The organism is Streptomyces sp. NPDC029466 (genome assembly GCF_055574515.1).
Window position 1 is genome coordinate 81,038 of the sequence record NZ_JBVHZH010000004.1, and the last position, 16,518, is coordinate 97,555.

The following is a 16,518-nucleotide window of genomic DNA, read 5'->3' on the forward strand; positions in this document are numbered from 1 at the left end:
TTCAACTAAGTTGGTTGCGATCGAGGAGGCCGTCATGCCCGCAGTGACCGTTGAGAATCCGCTGACCCTGCCGCGTGTGGCGGCGCCCGTCGCGGCGCAGGCCCGTCCCGTGCGGGCCGTAGCCACCGCTCCGAGCGGATTCGAGGGCGAGGGGTTCCCGGTGCGCCGTGCGTTCGCCGGGATCGACTACCAGCACCTCGACCCGTTCATCATGATGGACCAGATGGGCGAGGTGGAGTACGCGCCGGGAGAGCCCAAGGGCACGCCCTGGCACCCGCACCGGGGCTTCGAGACCGTGACGTATCTGATCGACGGCACCTTTGTGCACCGTGACTCGCACGGTGGCGGTGGCGTCATCAACGACGGCGACACCCAGTGGATGACGGCCGGTTCGGGGCTGCTGCACATCGAGGCGCCGCCGGAGTCGCTCGTCATGTCCGGTGGTCTCTTCCACGGCCTCCAGCTGTGGGTGAACCTGCCGAAGAGCGACAAGATGATGGCCCCCCGCTACCAGGACATCGGTGGCGGCAACGTGAAGCTGCTGACCTCGGGCGACGGCGGCGCGCTGCTGCGGCTGATCGCCGGTGAACTCGACGGTCACCAGGGGCCGGGCATCACGCATACGCCGATCACGATGATGCATGTGACGGTGAACCCGGGCGCCGAGCTGACCCTGCCGTGGCGCAAGGACTTCAACGCCCTCGCCTACGCCCTGGCCGGGCGCGGTACGGCCGGTGCGGAGGGACGCCCGTTCCGCATGGGACAGGCGGTCGTGTTCGGGAGCGGAGACTCGCTCACGATCCGGGCGGACGAGTCCCAGGAGTCGCGCAGCCCGAACTTCGAGGTGGTGCTGCTGGGCGGGCTGCCGATCCGCGAGCCGATGATGCATTACGGCCCGTTCGTGATGAACACCCACGCCGAACTGGCCCAGGCCTTCGAGGACTTCCAGGCCGGCCGGCTCGGCACCATCCCCGCCGGCGAGCGCTGACGCCACGTCGGCAGCAGGGCGGCGTTTCGCGTGAAACGCCGCCCGGGACGCCTTCCCGGAGCCGTCCCGGGCCTGCGGCCGTGGTGGACTGTCCGGGTGCGAAACGACTCGGACGAGAACCGGCGCGGCGCCGAGGGCGAACGGCCGCAGCCTTCCAGCCCGTTGCTGCCGATCGAGGCCCGCCGTGCCGCGGCCTGGTGTCTGGTGGCGTTGCTGATCGCGGCCGTGCTGGCCGTCGGGGTATGGCTGTGCGTCGAACTGAGCGCTGCCGTGACGCCCGTCCTGCTGGCACTGCTCGGCAGCGGGCTGCTCGGGCCGCTCTACCGGCGGCTGGTGGCGATGAAGCTCAACCGTTCCCTGGCGGCCGGACTGACCTGTGCGGTCCTCGTGGTGGTGGTCGGCGGCGCCGGATACATCGTCGTCAGCGCGCTGGTCGACACCGGGGACCAGATCATCGCCTCGCTCAGGAACGCCGCCCAGGACCTCTCCCAGCACTTCGGGGCGGCCGGTACCTCGCTCGACGATCTCGCCGCCAAGTCCAAGGAGCTGGTCGCCAAGTTCGGGGGCACCGCGGCCTCCGGGCTGCTGGCCGGTGTCAGCGTCGTCGGCCAGTTCCTCGCCGCCTCGGTTCTGGCCCTGCTGCTGACCTTCTTCTTCCTGCGCGATTCCGACAAGGCCGTACGCGCCCTGCGGGACTGGGCGCCCGGCACCTCGGCACCGCAGCTGGAGCGGATGGCCCGCCGTGGCTTCCAGAGCATCGAGGGCTTCATGCGCGGCACCACCTTCATCGCGCTGATCGACGCCATCTGCATCACCGTCGGACTGCTGATCCTTCAGGTGCCGGGCGCCGTCGGGCTGGGTGCACTGGTCTTCGTCGGCGCCTACATCCCCTACCTCGGCGCGTTCATCTCCGGCGCGGTGGCGATCCTGGTGGCGCTGGCCGACCGCGGCTTCGTGATCGCGCTGTGGGCGCTCGGCGTCGTCCTGGCCGTGCAGGTGCTGGAGGGGCACGTACTCCAGCCGATGATCCAGAGCCGTACGGTCCAGATGCATCCGGCGACCGTGATGCTGGCGATCACCGCGGGCGCCAGTGTCGCCGGAATCCTCGGCATGCTGCTGTCCGTACCGCTGACCGCCGCCGCGACCGGCGTGCTCCACGAGCTACGGGTGCACTACGCCGCGGACCCGGACTCCGACGACAGCGGGCCCGCCGCCTCCGCCGCCGCCTCGTAGAGCTCGAACCACGTCGACTTGCCGTCCCCGCGCGGATCCACGCCCCACGCCCCGGCCAGCAGCTCCAGCAGCATCAGACCGCGCCCCGACGACGCCAGTTCGCCGGGGCTGCGGCGGTGCGGCAGCTCATCGCTGCTGTCGGCGACATCGACGCGGATCCGCCGGGCGCCCCGCTCACCGGTGATCTCGGCGACCAGCAGTGCATCCCCGTCGGTGTGCAGCAGGACATTGGTGACCATCTCGGAGACCATCAGCACCGCCGAGTCCACCTGGTCCGGGTCGGCCCAGTCGTGCAGCACGTCCCGGACCTGCCGGCGTGCCTCGGCTATCCGCTCCGGCTCGGCCTGGGCGATGGAGAGCACGATGCGCCGCACAGGCTGCGGGGTCAGCAGGCCGCCGGTGCCGACCCCGCAGCCGGCGCCCTCGCGGCGCAGCAGCAGGACGGCGATGTCGTCCTCGCGGCGGTCCACCAGCGGACCGGTGGTGTGGTGCGACGGCGGCCCGTGCACGGCCTGGACCAGCGCGTCGGCCAGCCGCTCCAGACTCTCGCCGTCCTCGTCGGCCTCCCATGCCTCCAGGACGTCGCGCAGCCGCGCCCAGCCGGTCTCCAGATCGTGGCCGCCGGTCTCGATCAGCCCGTCGGTGCACACCAGCATGGTCTCGCCGGGCTCCAGGACGAGCCGGGTGGTGGGGTAGTCGGTGTCCGGGACGATGCCCAGCGGCAGCCCGCCCGCGGTGGGCCGGACCAGCATCGTGCCGTCGCTCATCCGGATCGCCGGTTCGGGATGGCCGGCCCGGGCGATGTCCAGCAGCCCCGTCGCCGGATCCACCTCGATGTAGAGGCAGGTCGCAAAGCGCTGGTCCTCGCCGTGGCCGCGGAGCTCGGTCTCATTGATCCCGGCCAGGAAGCGGGAGGCGCGGGAGAGCACCGCATCGGGGTGATGGCCCTCGGACGCGTAGGCCCGCAGCGCGATCCGCAGCTGTCCCATCAGGCCCGCGGCCCGTACGTCGTGCCCCTGGACATCCCCGATGACCAGCGCGATCCGGCCGGACGGCAGCGGGATCATGTCGTACCAGTCGCCGCCGACCTCCAGTCCACCGCCGGTCGGGACATAGCGGGCCGCGACCGTCATCCCCGGGATGTCCGGCTGCACCGTCGGCATCATGCTGCGCTGCAGTCCCAGCGCCAGTTCCTGCTGTTCCTCCTGCATCCCGGCCCGGGCCAGCGCCTGGGCCAGCATCCGGGCGACGGTGGTCAGCACCGCACGCTCATCGGGGGTGAACGCCACCGGCTGGGCGAACGCCGCCATCCAGGCGCCGATCGTCCGGCCCGCGTTCACGAGCGGCAGGAACGCCCACGAGGTCCGGCGGAAACGGGCGGCCAGCGGCCAGGTGGCGGGGTAGCGGCGGCGGTAGTCCTCCGGGGTGGGCAGATAGCTGGCCCGGCCGGTGCGGACGACCTCGGCCGCCGGGTGGTCGGTGGCCAGCGTCATGTCGGCGAACGGCCGCTCGTCGCCGGACGCGTAGCCGTGCTGGCCGATGACCGGCAGCCGGTCACCCTCGATGCCGAAGACCGCCAGCCCGTCCGGCATGAACCCCGGCATGGACAGCCCGGCCGCGACCCGCAGCACCTCGGCGGTGGACCGTGCCTCGGCCAGCGCCCGGCCCGCGTCCAGCAGAAACGCCTCACGGGAGCGGCGCCAGTCACCGGTTATCGGGGTGTGCGCGGCGGAGGTCCCGGGCTGCGGTTCGGGCACCTCCTGAAGGGTGCCGACCAGCTCGAAGTCGCCGTCGACGATCCGGGGGCGGGAGCGGGAGCGGACGATGCGCTGCACCCGCCCGTGCTCGTCCACGATGCGCAGCCGGGCCTCGGCGAGCGTCTGCTCGGCGACCGCGAGCTGCACGATCCCGTTGATCTCGGCGAAGTCGACGGGATGAAAACGGGAGCGCACCGCGGCCCGGGTCAGTTCCGCAGGTGCGGCGGGCAGCCCGAGCAGCCGGGCCGCTTCGGCGTCGAGGGTCACCCGTCCCGATGCGTGGTCCCAGCGCCACAGGCCGGTCGCGATGGCGGCCAGGAGATCCTCGGTGCGCATTGCCTCACTTTAGGTGCGTTTGGCGGCGCCCCACCAGCGAGCCGGAACGTGACCATCGTCCCAGTCGGGAGGCCCCGGGCCGGTCCCCACGGCACTGATGCGTATATGTCAACGAAGGCGTGCGGGCCGGGACGGTAACCTGGAGCGGTTATGTCAATCCTGGGGTGGCCTTTCGGGTGATCCACGGGGAGAGCGACCGGGCGCATGAGCCCGTACTCCTTTTCCTCTCCCTCTCCCGACAACTCCTCACCTCGACACTCGCGACGACTTGGATGAGCGATGCATCGGTACCGGTCCCATAACTGCGGCGAGCTCCGAGCCACGGACGTCGACACCGACGTCCGCCTCAGCGGCTGGCTGCACAATCGACGTGACCTGGGCGGCATCCTCTTCATCGATCTGCGCGACCACTACGGTCTGGTCCAGCTCGTCGCCCGCCCCGGTACGCCGGCCAACGAGGCACTCGGCTCGCTGACCAAGGAGACCGTCGTCCGCATCGACGGCAAGGTCAGCGCGCGCGGTGCCGACAACGTCAACCCCGACCTGCCGACCGGCGAGATCGAGATCGAGGTCTCCGAGGTCGAGGTGCTCGGCGCCGCCGACCAGATCCCCTTCACGATCAACGCGGACGACGGCGTCAACGAGGAGAAGCGGCTCGAATACCGCTTCCTCGACCTGCGCCGTGAGCGGATGCACCGCAACATCATGCTGCGCACCGCGGTCATCTCCGCCATCCGTCACAAGATGGTGGCCCTCGGCTTCAACGAGATGGCGACCCCGATCCTGTCCGCGACCTCCCCCGAGGGCGCTCGCGACTTCCTGGTCCCCTCCCGTCTGCACGCCGGCAAGTTCTATGCGCTGCCGCAGGCCCCGCAGCAGTTCAAGCAGCTGCTGATGATCGCCGGGTTCGACCGCTACTTCCAGATCGCGCCCTGCTTCCGTGACGAGGACGCCCGCGCGGACCGCTCGCCGGGCGAGTTCTACCAGCTCGACGTCGAGATGAGCTTCGTCGAGCAGGAGGATGTCTTCCAGCCCGTCGAGAAGCTGATGACCGAGCTGTTCACGGAGTTCGGCAACGGCCGCACGGTCACCTCCCCGTTCCCGCGCATCCCGTTCCGCGAGGCGATGCTCAAGTACGGCTCCGACAAGCCGGACCTGCGCGCCGAGCTGGAGCTGGTGGATGTCTCCGACGTCTTCGCCGGCTCCGGCTTCAAGGCCTTCGCCGACAAGCACGTCCGCGCCCTGGCCGTGCCGGACACCGCGGACCAGCCGCGCAAGTTCTTCGACCAGCTGGGCGACTTCGCCGTCCAGCAGGGCGCCAAGGGCCTGGCCTGGGTCCGCGTCGGCGAGGACAACGCGCTGACCGGCCCGATCGCCAAGTTCCTCACCGAGGACGACATCAAGTCGCTGGTCGTCGCCCTGGACCTCAAGCCCGGCCACGCCGTCTTCTTCGGCGCCGGTGAGTTCGACGAGGTCTCCAAGATCATGGGCGCGGTCCGTGTCGAGGTCGCCAAGCGCGCCGGCCACTTCGTCGAGGACGAGTTCCGCTTCTGCTGGATCGTCGACTTCCCGATGTTCGAGAAGGACGAGGACACCGGCAAGATCGAGTTCTCGCACAACCCGTTCTCCATGCCGCAGGGCGGCCTGGAGGCGCTGGAGACCAAGGACCCGCTGGACATCCTGGCCTGGCAGTACGACATCGTCTGCAACGGCACCGAGCTGTCCTCCGGCGCGATCCGTAACCACGAGCCCGAGGTCATGTACAAGGCCTTCGCGATCGCCGGCTACGACAAGGAGACGGTCGAGGCCGAGTTCGGCGGCATGCTCCGTGCCTTCAAGTTCGGCGCCCCGCCGCACGGTGGCATCGCCCCCGGCGTCGACCGCATCGTCATGCTGCTGGCCGACGAGCCCAACATCCGCGAGACCATCGCCTTCCCGCTCAACGGCAACGCCCAGGACCTGCTGATGGGCGCCCCGAGCGAGGTCGAGGAGGCACGCCTCAAGGAGCTGCACCTCTCCCTGCGCAAGCCGCCGGTGAAGTAGGCGCTGCTGAGGGACAAAGGGCCTCGGACAGGCTGAGGGGCGGCGTTTCACGTGAAACGCCGCCCCGGCCCGTTCGGGGCCGCTGTGCTGCCGGACGGGCGTCGGCGGCCCGGCGCTCCCGGAGCGGGAACGGACGCCGCGCGCCGGCCCGGGTGCCCCGACCGCTCCACTCGTGTGGCCGGGCTCCGGCAGCGCCTGCACTGTGGTGCTCATGCAGCAAGCCAGCCTCCTCTCCGCTCCGGCCGGCCCGGGGCCGCGGACCCGCGCGACGCGCTCCCTCGCGGCCCATGACCTGTGGTGGCTCACCGCCGTGGCCGCCGTCTTCACCGCCCTGCTGGTCTACGGCGCCCTGACCACCCCCGGTCTGGGATGGGACGAGACGGTCTACGTCAGCCAGGTCGACCGCCATACGCCGGCCGCGTTCTTCAGCGCGCCCCGCGCCCGCGGCGTCAGCTTCCTCCTCGCCCCGGCCGCCGCGCTGACGACCTCGGCCACCGTGCTGCACTGCTACCTGGCGGTGCTCTCCGGCGCCGGGCTCCTGATCAGCCTGTGCGTCTGGCGGCAGCTGCTGCCCGCCCCCGTACCGGCGCTGGGCGGCGCGCTGTTCGCCGGTCTGTGGATCACGCTCTTCTACGGCCCGCAGGCGATGCCCAACCTGTGGGTCGCCTACGCCGCGCTCGTCGCCACCGGCTGCTTTCTGCGCGCCGTACGGCAGCCGTCCCGGCAACTGGCCCCCCGCGCCGGCCGGGGCGCGGCGGCCGGACTCGGCGTCGCGGTGGCGCTGGCCGCGCTGATGCGCCCCACCGACGCCGTCTGGCTGGCCGTGCCGCTCTTCGCCGCGGCCCTGTGCGTCCCGTCCTGGCGGCGCCCCGCCGTGCTGCTGGCACTGCCGGCCGGACTGGCCCTGGGATGCGCCGAGTGGGTCGCGGAGGCGTATCTGTCCTACGGCGGGCTCGTGGCGCGGCTGCGGCAGGCCGGACGGATCCAGGGCGGTCTGGGCTGGCATCTGTCCTTCGACGACCATGCCCGCTCGCTTCAGGGCAAGACGCTGTGCCGGCCCTGCCAGCTGGCCTGGGACCATCCGGTCACCGCGGTGTGGTGGTTCCTGCTGCCCCTCGCGGTCATCGGGGCGGTATGGGTGGCGCTGCGGGCCCGTGATTCCGGTGCTGCGCTGTACCGGTACGGTCCGGCGTGGGCGTCCGCGGAGCGCGGCGGTGGCCCGCAGCCGCTCGGGCTGGCGCCGGTCCGGCCGGGCAGCCGCGAGCCCGTCGGCGAACCGGACCACCACGGCCCGGTGTGGCCCGCAGTGCGGCTGCGCGATCCGGTCGGCCCGCTGCACCGCAACGGACCGGCTCCGCTCGTCGTCCCGGCGCTGGCCGGCCTCTGCCTCGCCGCTCCCTACCTGCTGACGGTGAATTACGCCGCGCCGCGCTTCCTGCTGCCCGCGTACGCGCTGCTGCTGATGCCCGCCGCGTGGTTCCTGTACTGGCTGACCCGGCTGCCGCGCCGCCGGCACGCCTGGGCGGTGGCCTTGCTCGTCCTCGCGCTGACCGGCCATGAGGCCATCCAGCTGGCGATTCTGCACAAGATGGTGCTGAGCACCGCACGCGCCCAGACCGGTATCGGCCGGATCTCCGAGACGCTGAAGGAGGCCGGTCTGCGGCCGCCCTGTGTGGTGAGCGGCGAGGAGGCGGTACGGGTGGCGTACCAGGCGGGCTGTGCGTCCCGCCAGCCGCAGGGCCACGATGCCGGCATCACCCCCGCGGGCCTGGCCCGGCTGGCCGCGTCCCGGCCCGCCGCCGTCCTCGTCAACGGCCGTAAGCCGCCGGCCTACGCCCGTGGCTGGCGCCCCATCCCGCTGCCGCCGGCGCCGGGCCTGGAGTCACTGCACGCCTTCGTGTCCCCGCCGACCCGGCCCTGAGCCGCGGCGTCCGGGCCATCGGGGCCCACACATGCGGGCGCCCGCCCGGCCTGAGGGCCGGACGGGCGCGCTTGCTGCTCCGGCCGCGGAGACGGCCGCGGTCAGGCGGGGATCACTGCTCCGCGCCGCCGAAGCGCTCGCGGTAGGCCGCCAGGTCGTCCTCGGTGATCTTCGCGAAGAGCACCGGCGGCACGGTGAAGGGAGTTCCGGCCGGCACCGAGGCCAGCGCCTTCGCCTCCTCCTGGGAGACCCACACCGCGGTGTCGTTCTCCAGCGCGAAGGCGCCCCGCATCGCCTTGGCCGACGACGGGATGAACGGCTCGGAGACGATCGCGTAGAGATGGATCAGGTTCATCGCCGTACGCAGCGTCAGGGCCGCGGCGTCCTTGTCGGTCTTGATCTCCAGCCACGGGGCCTTCTCCTCCAGGTAGGAGTTGCCCGCGCTCCACAGGGCGCGCAGCGACGCCGCGGCCTTGCGGAACTGAAGGGCCTCCATGTGGCCCTCGTACTCCGCCAGCAGCCCGGCGATCTCCTCGCCCAGCTTCTGCTCCGCGGCCCCGGCCTCGGCGCCCGCGGGCACCTCGTCACCGAACCGCTTCCGGGAGAAGGACAGCACCCGGTTGACGAAGTTGCCGAGGGTGTCCGCCAGGTCCTTGTTGACCGAGGACGCGAACAGCTCCCAAGTGAAGGAGGTGTCGTCGGACTCCGGGGCGTTGGCGATCAGGAAGTAGCGCCAGTAGTCGGCCGGCAGCAGCTCCAGCGCCGCGTCCGTGAAGATGCCGCGCCGCTGGGAGGTGGAGAACTTCCCGCCGTAGTAGTTGAGCCAGTTGAAGGCCTTGAGGAAGTCGACCTTCTTCCATGGCTCGCGGGTGCCCAGCTGGGTCGCCGGGAACATCACGGAGTGGAACGGCACATTGTCCTTGGCCATGAACTCCGTGTACCGGACGTCCTCGGCCTCGTACCACCACGACTTCCAGTCGCGGTTCTCCGGGTCGGTGTCCGCCCACTCCTTCGTCGAGCCGATGTACTCGATCGGCGCGTCGAACCAGACGTAGAAGACCTTGCCCTCGGCCGCCAGCTCCGGCCACACATCGGCCGGCACCGGCACGCCCCAGTCCAGGTCACGGGTGATGGCCCGGTCCTGGAGGCCCTCCGTCAGCCACTTGTGCGCGATGGACGAGGCCAGCGTCGGCCATTCCTTGCTGCCGTTGCCGTCCAGCCAGCCCTCGACCTCGTGCTGAAGCTTCGACTGGAGCAGGAAGAGGTGCTTGGTCTCGCGCACCTCCAGGTCACCGCTGCCGCTGATCGCCGAGCGGGCATCGATCAGGTCGGTCGGGTCGAGCACCCGGGTGCAGTTCTCGCACTGGTCGCCGCGCGCCTTGTCGTAGCCACAGTGCGGGCACGTGCCGACGATGTAGCGGTCCGGCAGGAAGCGGTCGTCGGCGATCGAGAAGACCTGGCGGATCGCCCGCTCCTCGATGAAGCCGTTCTCGTGCAGCTTGCGCGCGAAGTGCTGCGTCAGCTCCACGTTCTCCCGCGACGAGCTCCGGCCGAAGTAGTCGAATTCCAGGCCGAAGCCCTCGTAGATGGCCTTCTGCTTGTCGTGCTGCTCCGCACAGAACGCGTCGACCGACTGGCCCGCGTCCTTCGCCGCCAGCTCCGCCGGGGTCCCGTGCTCGTCCGTCGCGCAGATGTAGAGGACATCGTGCCCGCGCTGCCGCATATACCGGGCATAGACATCGGCCGGGAGCATGGACCCCACCATGTTGCCCAGGTGCTTGATCCCGTTGATATACGGAAGGGCGCTGGTGATGAGGTGTCGAGCCATTGCCGGCTGCTCCCAAGTCGCTACGGTGAGTGAGGATTTGCTTTACGGAACGTCAATATCGTACTGGACGGGGCAGGGGTGACCGCGCGGGTATTCCGGCGCCGGACCGAGCCCCTGCTCACCCCCTCCGCCGCCCGCCGCGGCCCGCGCTCACACCGCCGCGTCCGCCGATTCGGCGCCGTCCGCCGCCGGGGACCGGCCGGGCTTCGGTGCCCGGCCGTTGACCAGGAGTCCGGCGACGAGCGCGGCGAGCAGCATGATCGCCGACGCCACCCCGATCGCGACATTGAACCCGTGCACCACCCCGTCCTTGACGATCTGGTCCCGCACCGCCGGGGTGAGCCCGAGCCCGCCACCCTTCCGGGCCGCGTCCGCCAGATGATCCGCGATGAACACCGCGCTCGCCGAGGTGGCGAGGGTGTTCAGCAGCGCCGTACCGATCGAACCGCCCACCTGCTGCGCCGTGTTGACGGTCGCGGAGGTGACTCCGGAGTCGTGCGGGGCCACCCCGGACGTGGCCGTCGCCATCACCGGCATGAAGATCAGGCCCATGCCGAGCCCGACGAGCAGCATGGCCGGCAGCACATGCGACACATACGCGGGCTCGGCCGTCAGATACCGCAGGGTGAAGAGCCCCGCGGCGGCCAGCAGCGCGCCCGGGACCATCAGGAAGCGGGGCGGGACGCGGTGCAGCAGCCGTGCCGAGATCTGTGTGGAGCCGACCACGATCGCCGCCACCATCGGCAGGAAGGCCAGCCCGGCCCGGACCGGTGAATAGCCGAGCACGGTCTGGAGGTAGTAGGTCATGAACAGGAACATCCCGAACATCGCGATGACCGCGAGCGCCATAGTCAGGAAGGCGCCGCCGCGATTCCGGTCCCGCACGATGTGCAGCGGCAGGAGGGGATGCGGCGCCCGCGACTGCCACCAGCCGAAGGCGGCCAGCAGCGCCACCCCGCCCGCCAGCAGCCCGATGACCAGCCCGTCTCCCCACCCCCGTGGCTCCGCCTCACTGCACCCGTAGACGATCGCGACCAGACCGCCGCAGCCCAGCACCGCGCCCGGAATATCCAGCTGCACACGGTCCCGCTCCGGTTTGTCGTGCAGAAACACCGAAGCGCCCAGGAAGGCGATCGCCGCGATCGGCACGTTCACGTACAGGCACCAGCGCCAGTTCAGGTACTCGGTCAGCAGCCCGCCGGCGATCAGTCCGATGGCCGCGCCACCGCCCGCGATGGCCCCGTAGATCCCGAAGGCCTTGCTTCGCTCCTTCCCGATGGTGAACGTCGTGGTGAGCAGTGACAGCGCGGACGGTGCCAGCAGCGCACCGAAGGCGCCCTGAAGCGCCCGCGCCCCGAACAGCAGCCCGGACCCGGTGGCCGCACCGCCCAGCCCCGACGCGACCGCGAACCCGACCAGCCCGATCATGAACGTCTTCTTCCGTCCCACCAGGTCGGCGATCCGCCCGCCGAGCAGCAGCAGCCCGCCGAACGCCAGCGTGTACGCGGTGATCACCCACTGCCGGTTGGCGTCCGACATCCCCAGATCCCGCTGGGCCGACGGCAGGGCGATGTTCACGATGGTCGCGTCCAGCACCACCATCAGCTGCGCGATCGCAATCACCACGAGGCCCCACCAGCGCCGTGGATCGGGCTTCGCCGGTGCGGCCCAGCGGGGAGTAGTGGTCCGGGGAGGGGGAGCGGGTCCTCCCTCTTGGCTCGCGTCACTCATCACGACCCGCCTCGCTCGGCTGGTACGGCCACCCCGGCCACCCCGCCGCTCCCACCCGGAGCAACCGGATCAAACGGAGCACTTCACCCATTCAGCGTAGGGAGGGGCGCGGGGCCTCGCCTGTTGTGGTGCGCGGCGGCGCCGAGGTCAGGAGTGCGCACACGACGGCGGCCGCGGCCGGGCCCGTGGGAGCCCGGCCGCGGCCGGTGAGGTGTCGGGTGTGGTGGCGGCGAGGCCGGTCAGCTGTCCTTGAGGACGCCGGCCGCACGGGCCTCGGTGAGCCACTCGGGGAACTCGACCATCAGCTGCTGGTAGAGCTCGTCGTGGGAGAGGCTGCGCGGGTCGCGGCCGGCGTGGAAGAAGCCGGCGTTGTCGACGGCGCGCTTCTCCGGGACGGCCAGGTCGTCGAGCTTGCGGAGGAAGTCGAAGCCCTTGGCGTCCGGGTCACCGAAGCCGATGAACTGCCAGAAGAGGGGGAGCCCGGCCGCCTCGCAGAGCGCCTTCTCGGCGGCCGGCTTGGAGGTCGGGGCGCCGTCCGTCTGGAAGATGACGAAGGCCGGGGCGGTGGCGCCGGACTTCTTGTAGTGGTCGACGACCGCGTTGATGGCCCAGTGGTAGTTCGTACGGCCCATGTGGCCCAGACCGGCGTGCAGTTCCTCGATACGGCCCTCGTAGTTGGTGAGGTCGAGGTCGGCGGTGCCGTCGATGTCGGTGGAGAAGAAGATCACCGGCACGGTGGCGTCGTCGTCGAGGTGCGCGGAGAGGCCGAGGGCCTGCTCGGCGAGGTTCTGGACGGTGCCGTCCTTGTAGTAGGGACGCATCGAGCCGGAGCGGTCCAGGACCAGGTAGACGGCGGCGCGCTGGGTGGTGAGGCCGTGCTTCTCCAGGGTGCTGCCCGCGGCCTTGTAGAGGCTGACGAGGGCGGGGGCGGTAGTGGGGAGCGAGGCCGCGGCGGCGGAAGCGGTGACGGCCGCGGCCTCGGCCTGGGGCTGGTCGGCGGGGGCCTGGTCGGCCTTGGGCGCTGCGGCCTTCGGCTCGTCCTTGGGCTCCGCGTCGGCCGTGGGCTTCGCCTCGTCCGCGGGCTCCGCCTCGGCCTCCGGCTGCTTCACGGGTTCCGGCGTGGCCGCCGTCTTTTGCTCCGGCTCCGCCGCCACCTCGGGCTCCGGCTCGACGGCGTCGGCCGCCGGCTCGGCCTTCGCGGCCGGCTTCGCCTCGGGCTCCGCGACCTCGGGCTCTGCGATGACCTCAGCCTTCGCCTCGACCTCAGCCTTCGCCTCGACCTCCGGCTCCGCCTTCGCCTCAACGGCCTCCGGCTCCGGTGCGGCCTCGGCCTCCGCCTTGGCCTCCGGCTCGGTGCCGGCCGCCGCCGCGCTCGGGTTGTCGAAGGCATGGCTCACGAGATCAGCGACGGCGTCGCCGGTGGCCTGCTCGGTGGCTTCTTCGGTGGCGGCAGTCTCGGCCGCAGCCGCCTCCCCGGCGGCCTCCGCCGCAGGCTCCGCAACCGCTTCGGCCGTCTCGACGGCCTCGACCGGTGCGGACGGGGTGGCCGCCGCAGCCGCGTCGTCGGCCGCCGGCTCCTCCCGTACCCCGGCCGCGTCCCGACCGGTGGTCTCCTCAGCTGCCGCGGACTCCTCCCGGGCCGGCGAGCTCTCCGCCGCCCGCTCCGCACGGTCCGCGCGGCTGCCCTGGGCGGGCAGCGTCGGGGTCGTCGGTGCCGGGTCGGCGGTGGGGGCCTCCGTGGGGGCCGTCCGGGCGGCCGGAACCTCGGCTTCCGGGGTGGCGGGGGCCGGTGTGGACTCCTCGCGGGCCTCCGGGATGGTCGCGGACTCCGGCTTGTCGGCGCCGCTCGGGGCCGCGCCGGTTTCTTCACGGGTCGCCTTGGAGCGACCGAAAGCGTTGCGCAGCAGACTCCGAATGCCCATCGGCGAACCTCTCTTGCGGGTGCTGGGTGCGGCGTATGTCCGTGACGCACGGACATGTCCCTGACCAGGACGGATACGTAAGGGTAGCGGCCGGGACCGGCCTCATCGTGGGACCCCGCGCCTTGTGTGGTGGGCCATCCGGGGGCTCTGACGGGCCGGCGGGTTTCGGCCGGGGCGTCGGAGTTCCGCCGCGGAGACATCGGTCCTGCGTACGAGGTTGATCGGCCGTGTGCGCACCTCCGCGGCGCACGGCCCCGTGCGGAATTTTCGATACCGGACTGAATCCTTACCGCGCTCCGGGCCACCGTCGTATGCGTCGTTTTGCCCTCCCTGGAGCTGGGATTGACCCCTCGTACGGTGCCGGGCGGGCCTGCCGTCCCCTCGGATTCACCGTCTGTTCATGTTTGCGTCGTCATGCGGCGGATCGGTCCGTTTAGCGTCACGGCGAACCATGACCGCGAACCGAACGACGGCGCACGCGTCCTTTTGTCCGTGCTGCGCACCGTTCGACCTCGTTCGACTCCGCTAAAGAGGGGGAAATGTGCGCAAGTTCCTGCCGTTGATCGGCTCGCATCCTGGTGGGCGTTCGGCCATGACGTGCCGGTACCGCTGTGGTGACGCCTGCTTCCACGAGACGCCGAACACGAGCGACAACGCCTACGTCGGTGAGGTCATCGCCGGTGCGCTGTCCCGGCGTTCGATGGTGCGGGCCGCCGCGGTCGTGACGGTGGCGGCCGCGGCCGGCGGCGCGGTGGGCGGCGTGGGGGCGCCGCCGGCCGTCGCGGCGCCGGGGCCCGGTCAGGAGTCCCGGGGAGGGAAGGGCCACAAGGCGGCGCGCGGGCTGCGGTTCGCCACCGTGGCGCCGAACACGGCCGACGCGGTGGTCGTCCCCGAGGGGCACGCGCAGAACATCGTCATCCGGTGGGGCGACCCGATTCTGCGCGGGGCGCCGGCCTTCGACCCGGACCGGCAGTCGGCGAAGGCGCAGGCGGGGCAGTTCGGTTACAACAACGACTACATGGCCGTGCTGGACGTGCCGGGCGAGCGGCACCGGCAGCTGCTGGTGATCAACCACGAGTACACCGACGAGCAGCTGATGTTCGCCGGGTACGACGCGGAGGCGCCGACGCGGGAGCAGGCCGAGATCGGCTGGGCGGCGCACGGGCTGTCCGTACTGGTCGTCCAGGAGGAGCGGCACAGCGGGCGGCTGACGGCGGTGTCCCGGCACCGGCTCAACCGGCGGATCACCGGCACCACGCCGTTCGAGGTCACCGGCCCCGCGGCGGGCAGCGACCTGCTGAAGACGTCCGCCGACCCCGAGGGGACGCGCATTCTGGGGACGCTCAACAACTGCGGAGGCGGCATCACACCGTGGGGGACGGTGCTGTCCGGCGAGGAGAATTTCAACCAGTATTTCGCCAACGGGGGCAGTGTCACCGATCCGACGGCGGCGGCCCGGCTCAAGCGGTACGGCATTACCGGCGGGGCGAGCCAGCGTAAGTGGGAGCGTTTCGACAAGCGCTTCGATGTCGTGCGGGAGCCGAATGAGCCGCACCGTTTCGGCTGGGTGGTGGAAATCGACCCGCACGATCCCGAGTCGACACCGCGGAAGCTGACGGCGCTGGGGCGGTTCAAGCACGAGGCGGCCGAACCGCGGCTGACGGCGGACGGCCGGCCCGTTCTCTACATGGGCGATGACGAGAAGTTCGATTACTTCTACAAGTTCGTCTCCGCCCGGCGGATGAAGCGCGGGACGTCACGTGCCGCGCGGGAGCACAACCGGACGCTGCTGGACGAGGGGACGCTCTATGTCGCCAAGTTCACCGGTGACAGTGCGGCGGGGGAGATCGACGGGTCGGGCAAGCTGCCGAAGGACGGCGAGTTCGACGGGTCGGGGGAGTGGATTCCGCTGGCGAGCGGCGACACCTCGCATGTGCCGGGAATGACGGCGGAAGAGGTCTATGTCTTCACCCGGATGGCCGCCGACAAGGTGGGCGCCACGAAGATGGACCGCCCGGAGGATGTCGAGCCCAGCCCGCGGACCGGGCGGGTCTATATCGCCCTGACCAACAACAGCGACCGGGGGAAGACGGGCAAGGCTCCGGCGGACGAGCCCAATCCGCGCAAGGAGAACAAGCACGGGCAGATTCTGGAACTCAGCGAGCGGTGTGACGACCCGGCGGCGGACCGTTTCGACTGGCGGCTCTTCCTGGTCTGCGGTGACCCGGAGGATCCGGCCACCTATTTCGGCGGATTCCCCAAGGACCAGGTCAGCCCCATTTCCTGCCCGGACAACATCACCTTTGATGTGCACGGAAATCTCTGGATATCGACCGACGGAAATGCGCTGGGCAGCCATGACGGACTGTTCGGGGTGGCGACCGCGGGAGAACGGCGGGGCGAGGTCCGGCAGTTCCTGACGGTGCCTACGGGGGCCGAGACCTGTGGGCCGGTCGTACAGGAGCGGCGGGTGCTGGTCGCCGTGCAGCACCCGGGTGAGGTGGACGGGGCCAGTGTGGAGCGGCCCGCGTCGCAATGGCCGGACGGGGAAGGGGAGTTGGTCCGCCCCTCCGTAGTGGGTGTGTGGCGGAAGGACGGGCGGGACATCGGCATGTGACGGAACGGCAGGTGCCCATGGGGGCGGGTCCGGCTCCCCGTCCTAATGGGCACCGTCCCGTCCCGCGGCTCCGTGCCCGTCCCGCGACGCGCCCCGGCGGTTCCTCCCGTCCCGCCACATCACGCCGCGGAAACGATGTGGC

At 71.1% G+C, this 16,518-nt stretch carries 9 protein-coding genes; 5 read left to right on the forward strand and 4 right to left on the reverse strand.

The window, feature by feature from the left end; translation table 11 throughout:
* Window positions 1-34: 34 nt before the first annotated feature.
* Both ACZ4XD_RS05595 and ACZ4XD_RS05600 read left to right on the forward strand, forming a co-directional pair.
* Complete coding sequence (locus ACZ4XD_RS05595) at window positions 35-988, forward strand: pirin family protein (RefSeq protein ID WP_468038483.1); 954 nt, start codon at window positions 35-37, stop codon at window positions 986-988.
* Window positions 989-1,084: 96 nt separating this feature from the next.
* A complete protein-coding gene (locus ACZ4XD_RS05600; protein WP_468038485.1) occupies window positions 1,085-2,221 on the forward strand; it encodes an AI-2E family transporter in 1,137 nt (378 codons plus the stop codon).
* On the opposite strand, the gene ACZ4XD_RS05605 is transcribed toward ACZ4XD_RS05600, so the two are convergent.
* Window positions 2,161-4,314 (reverse strand): ATP-binding SpoIIE family protein phosphatase, encoded by a 2,154-nt coding sequence (locus ACZ4XD_RS05605; protein WP_468038487.1) that lies wholly within the window; start codon window positions 4,312-4,314, stop codon window positions 2,161-2,163. The two genes, ACZ4XD_RS05600 and ACZ4XD_RS05605, sit on opposite strands and share 61 nt — an antisense overlap.
* A 279-nt stretch (window positions 4,315-4,593) precedes the next feature.
* Between ACZ4XD_RS05605 and aspS the strand changes: the two genes are divergently transcribed.
* Together aspS and ACZ4XD_RS05615 are read left to right on the forward strand one after the other, a co-directional pair.
* Window positions 4,594-6,357, forward strand: coding sequence for an aspartate--tRNA ligase (gene aspS, locus ACZ4XD_RS05610; protein ID WP_432141289.1), 1,764 nt, complete (start codon window positions 4,594-4,596; stop codon window positions 6,355-6,357).
* 211 nt (window positions 6,358-6,568) lie between these two features.
* Complete coding sequence (locus ACZ4XD_RS05615) at window positions 6,569-8,278, forward strand: hypothetical protein (RefSeq protein ID WP_468038491.1); 1,710 nt, start codon at window positions 6,569-6,571, stop codon at window positions 8,276-8,278.
* A 112-nt stretch (window positions 8,279-8,390) separates the two neighbouring features.
* On the opposite strand, the gene metG is transcribed toward ACZ4XD_RS05615, so the two are convergent.
* From metG to ACZ4XD_RS05630, 3 genes are all read right to left on the reverse strand, one after another.
* The gene (metG, locus tag ACZ4XD_RS05620) at window positions 8,391-10,106 is read right to left on the reverse strand and encodes a methionine--tRNA ligase (protein WP_468038493.1); all 1,716 of its coding nucleotides are present in this window, start codon (window positions 10,104-10,106) and stop codon (window positions 8,391-8,393) included.
* Window positions 10,107-10,256: 150 nt separating this feature from the next.
* Entirely contained in the window at window positions 10,257-11,732 is a 1,476-nt protein-coding gene (locus ACZ4XD_RS05625) for an MFS transporter (protein WP_468038495.1), read from the reverse strand.
* 344 nt (window positions 11,733-12,076) lie between these two features.
* Window positions 12,077-13,759: a vWA domain-containing protein gene (locus ACZ4XD_RS05630; RefSeq protein WP_468038497.1), complete on the reverse strand. Its 1,683-nt coding sequence runs from the start codon at window positions 13,757-13,759 to the stop codon at window positions 12,077-12,079.
* Between the two features lie 541 nt (window positions 13,760-14,300).
* On the opposite strand from ACZ4XD_RS05630, the gene ACZ4XD_RS05635 reads away from it, so the two are divergent.
* The gene (locus ACZ4XD_RS05635; protein ID WP_468038499.1) at window positions 14,301-16,376 is read left to right on the forward strand and encodes a PhoX family protein; all 2,076 of its coding nucleotides are present in this window, start codon (window positions 14,301-14,303) and stop codon (window positions 16,374-16,376) included.
* The last annotated feature ends 142 nt before the right edge of the window (window positions 16,377-16,518 follow it).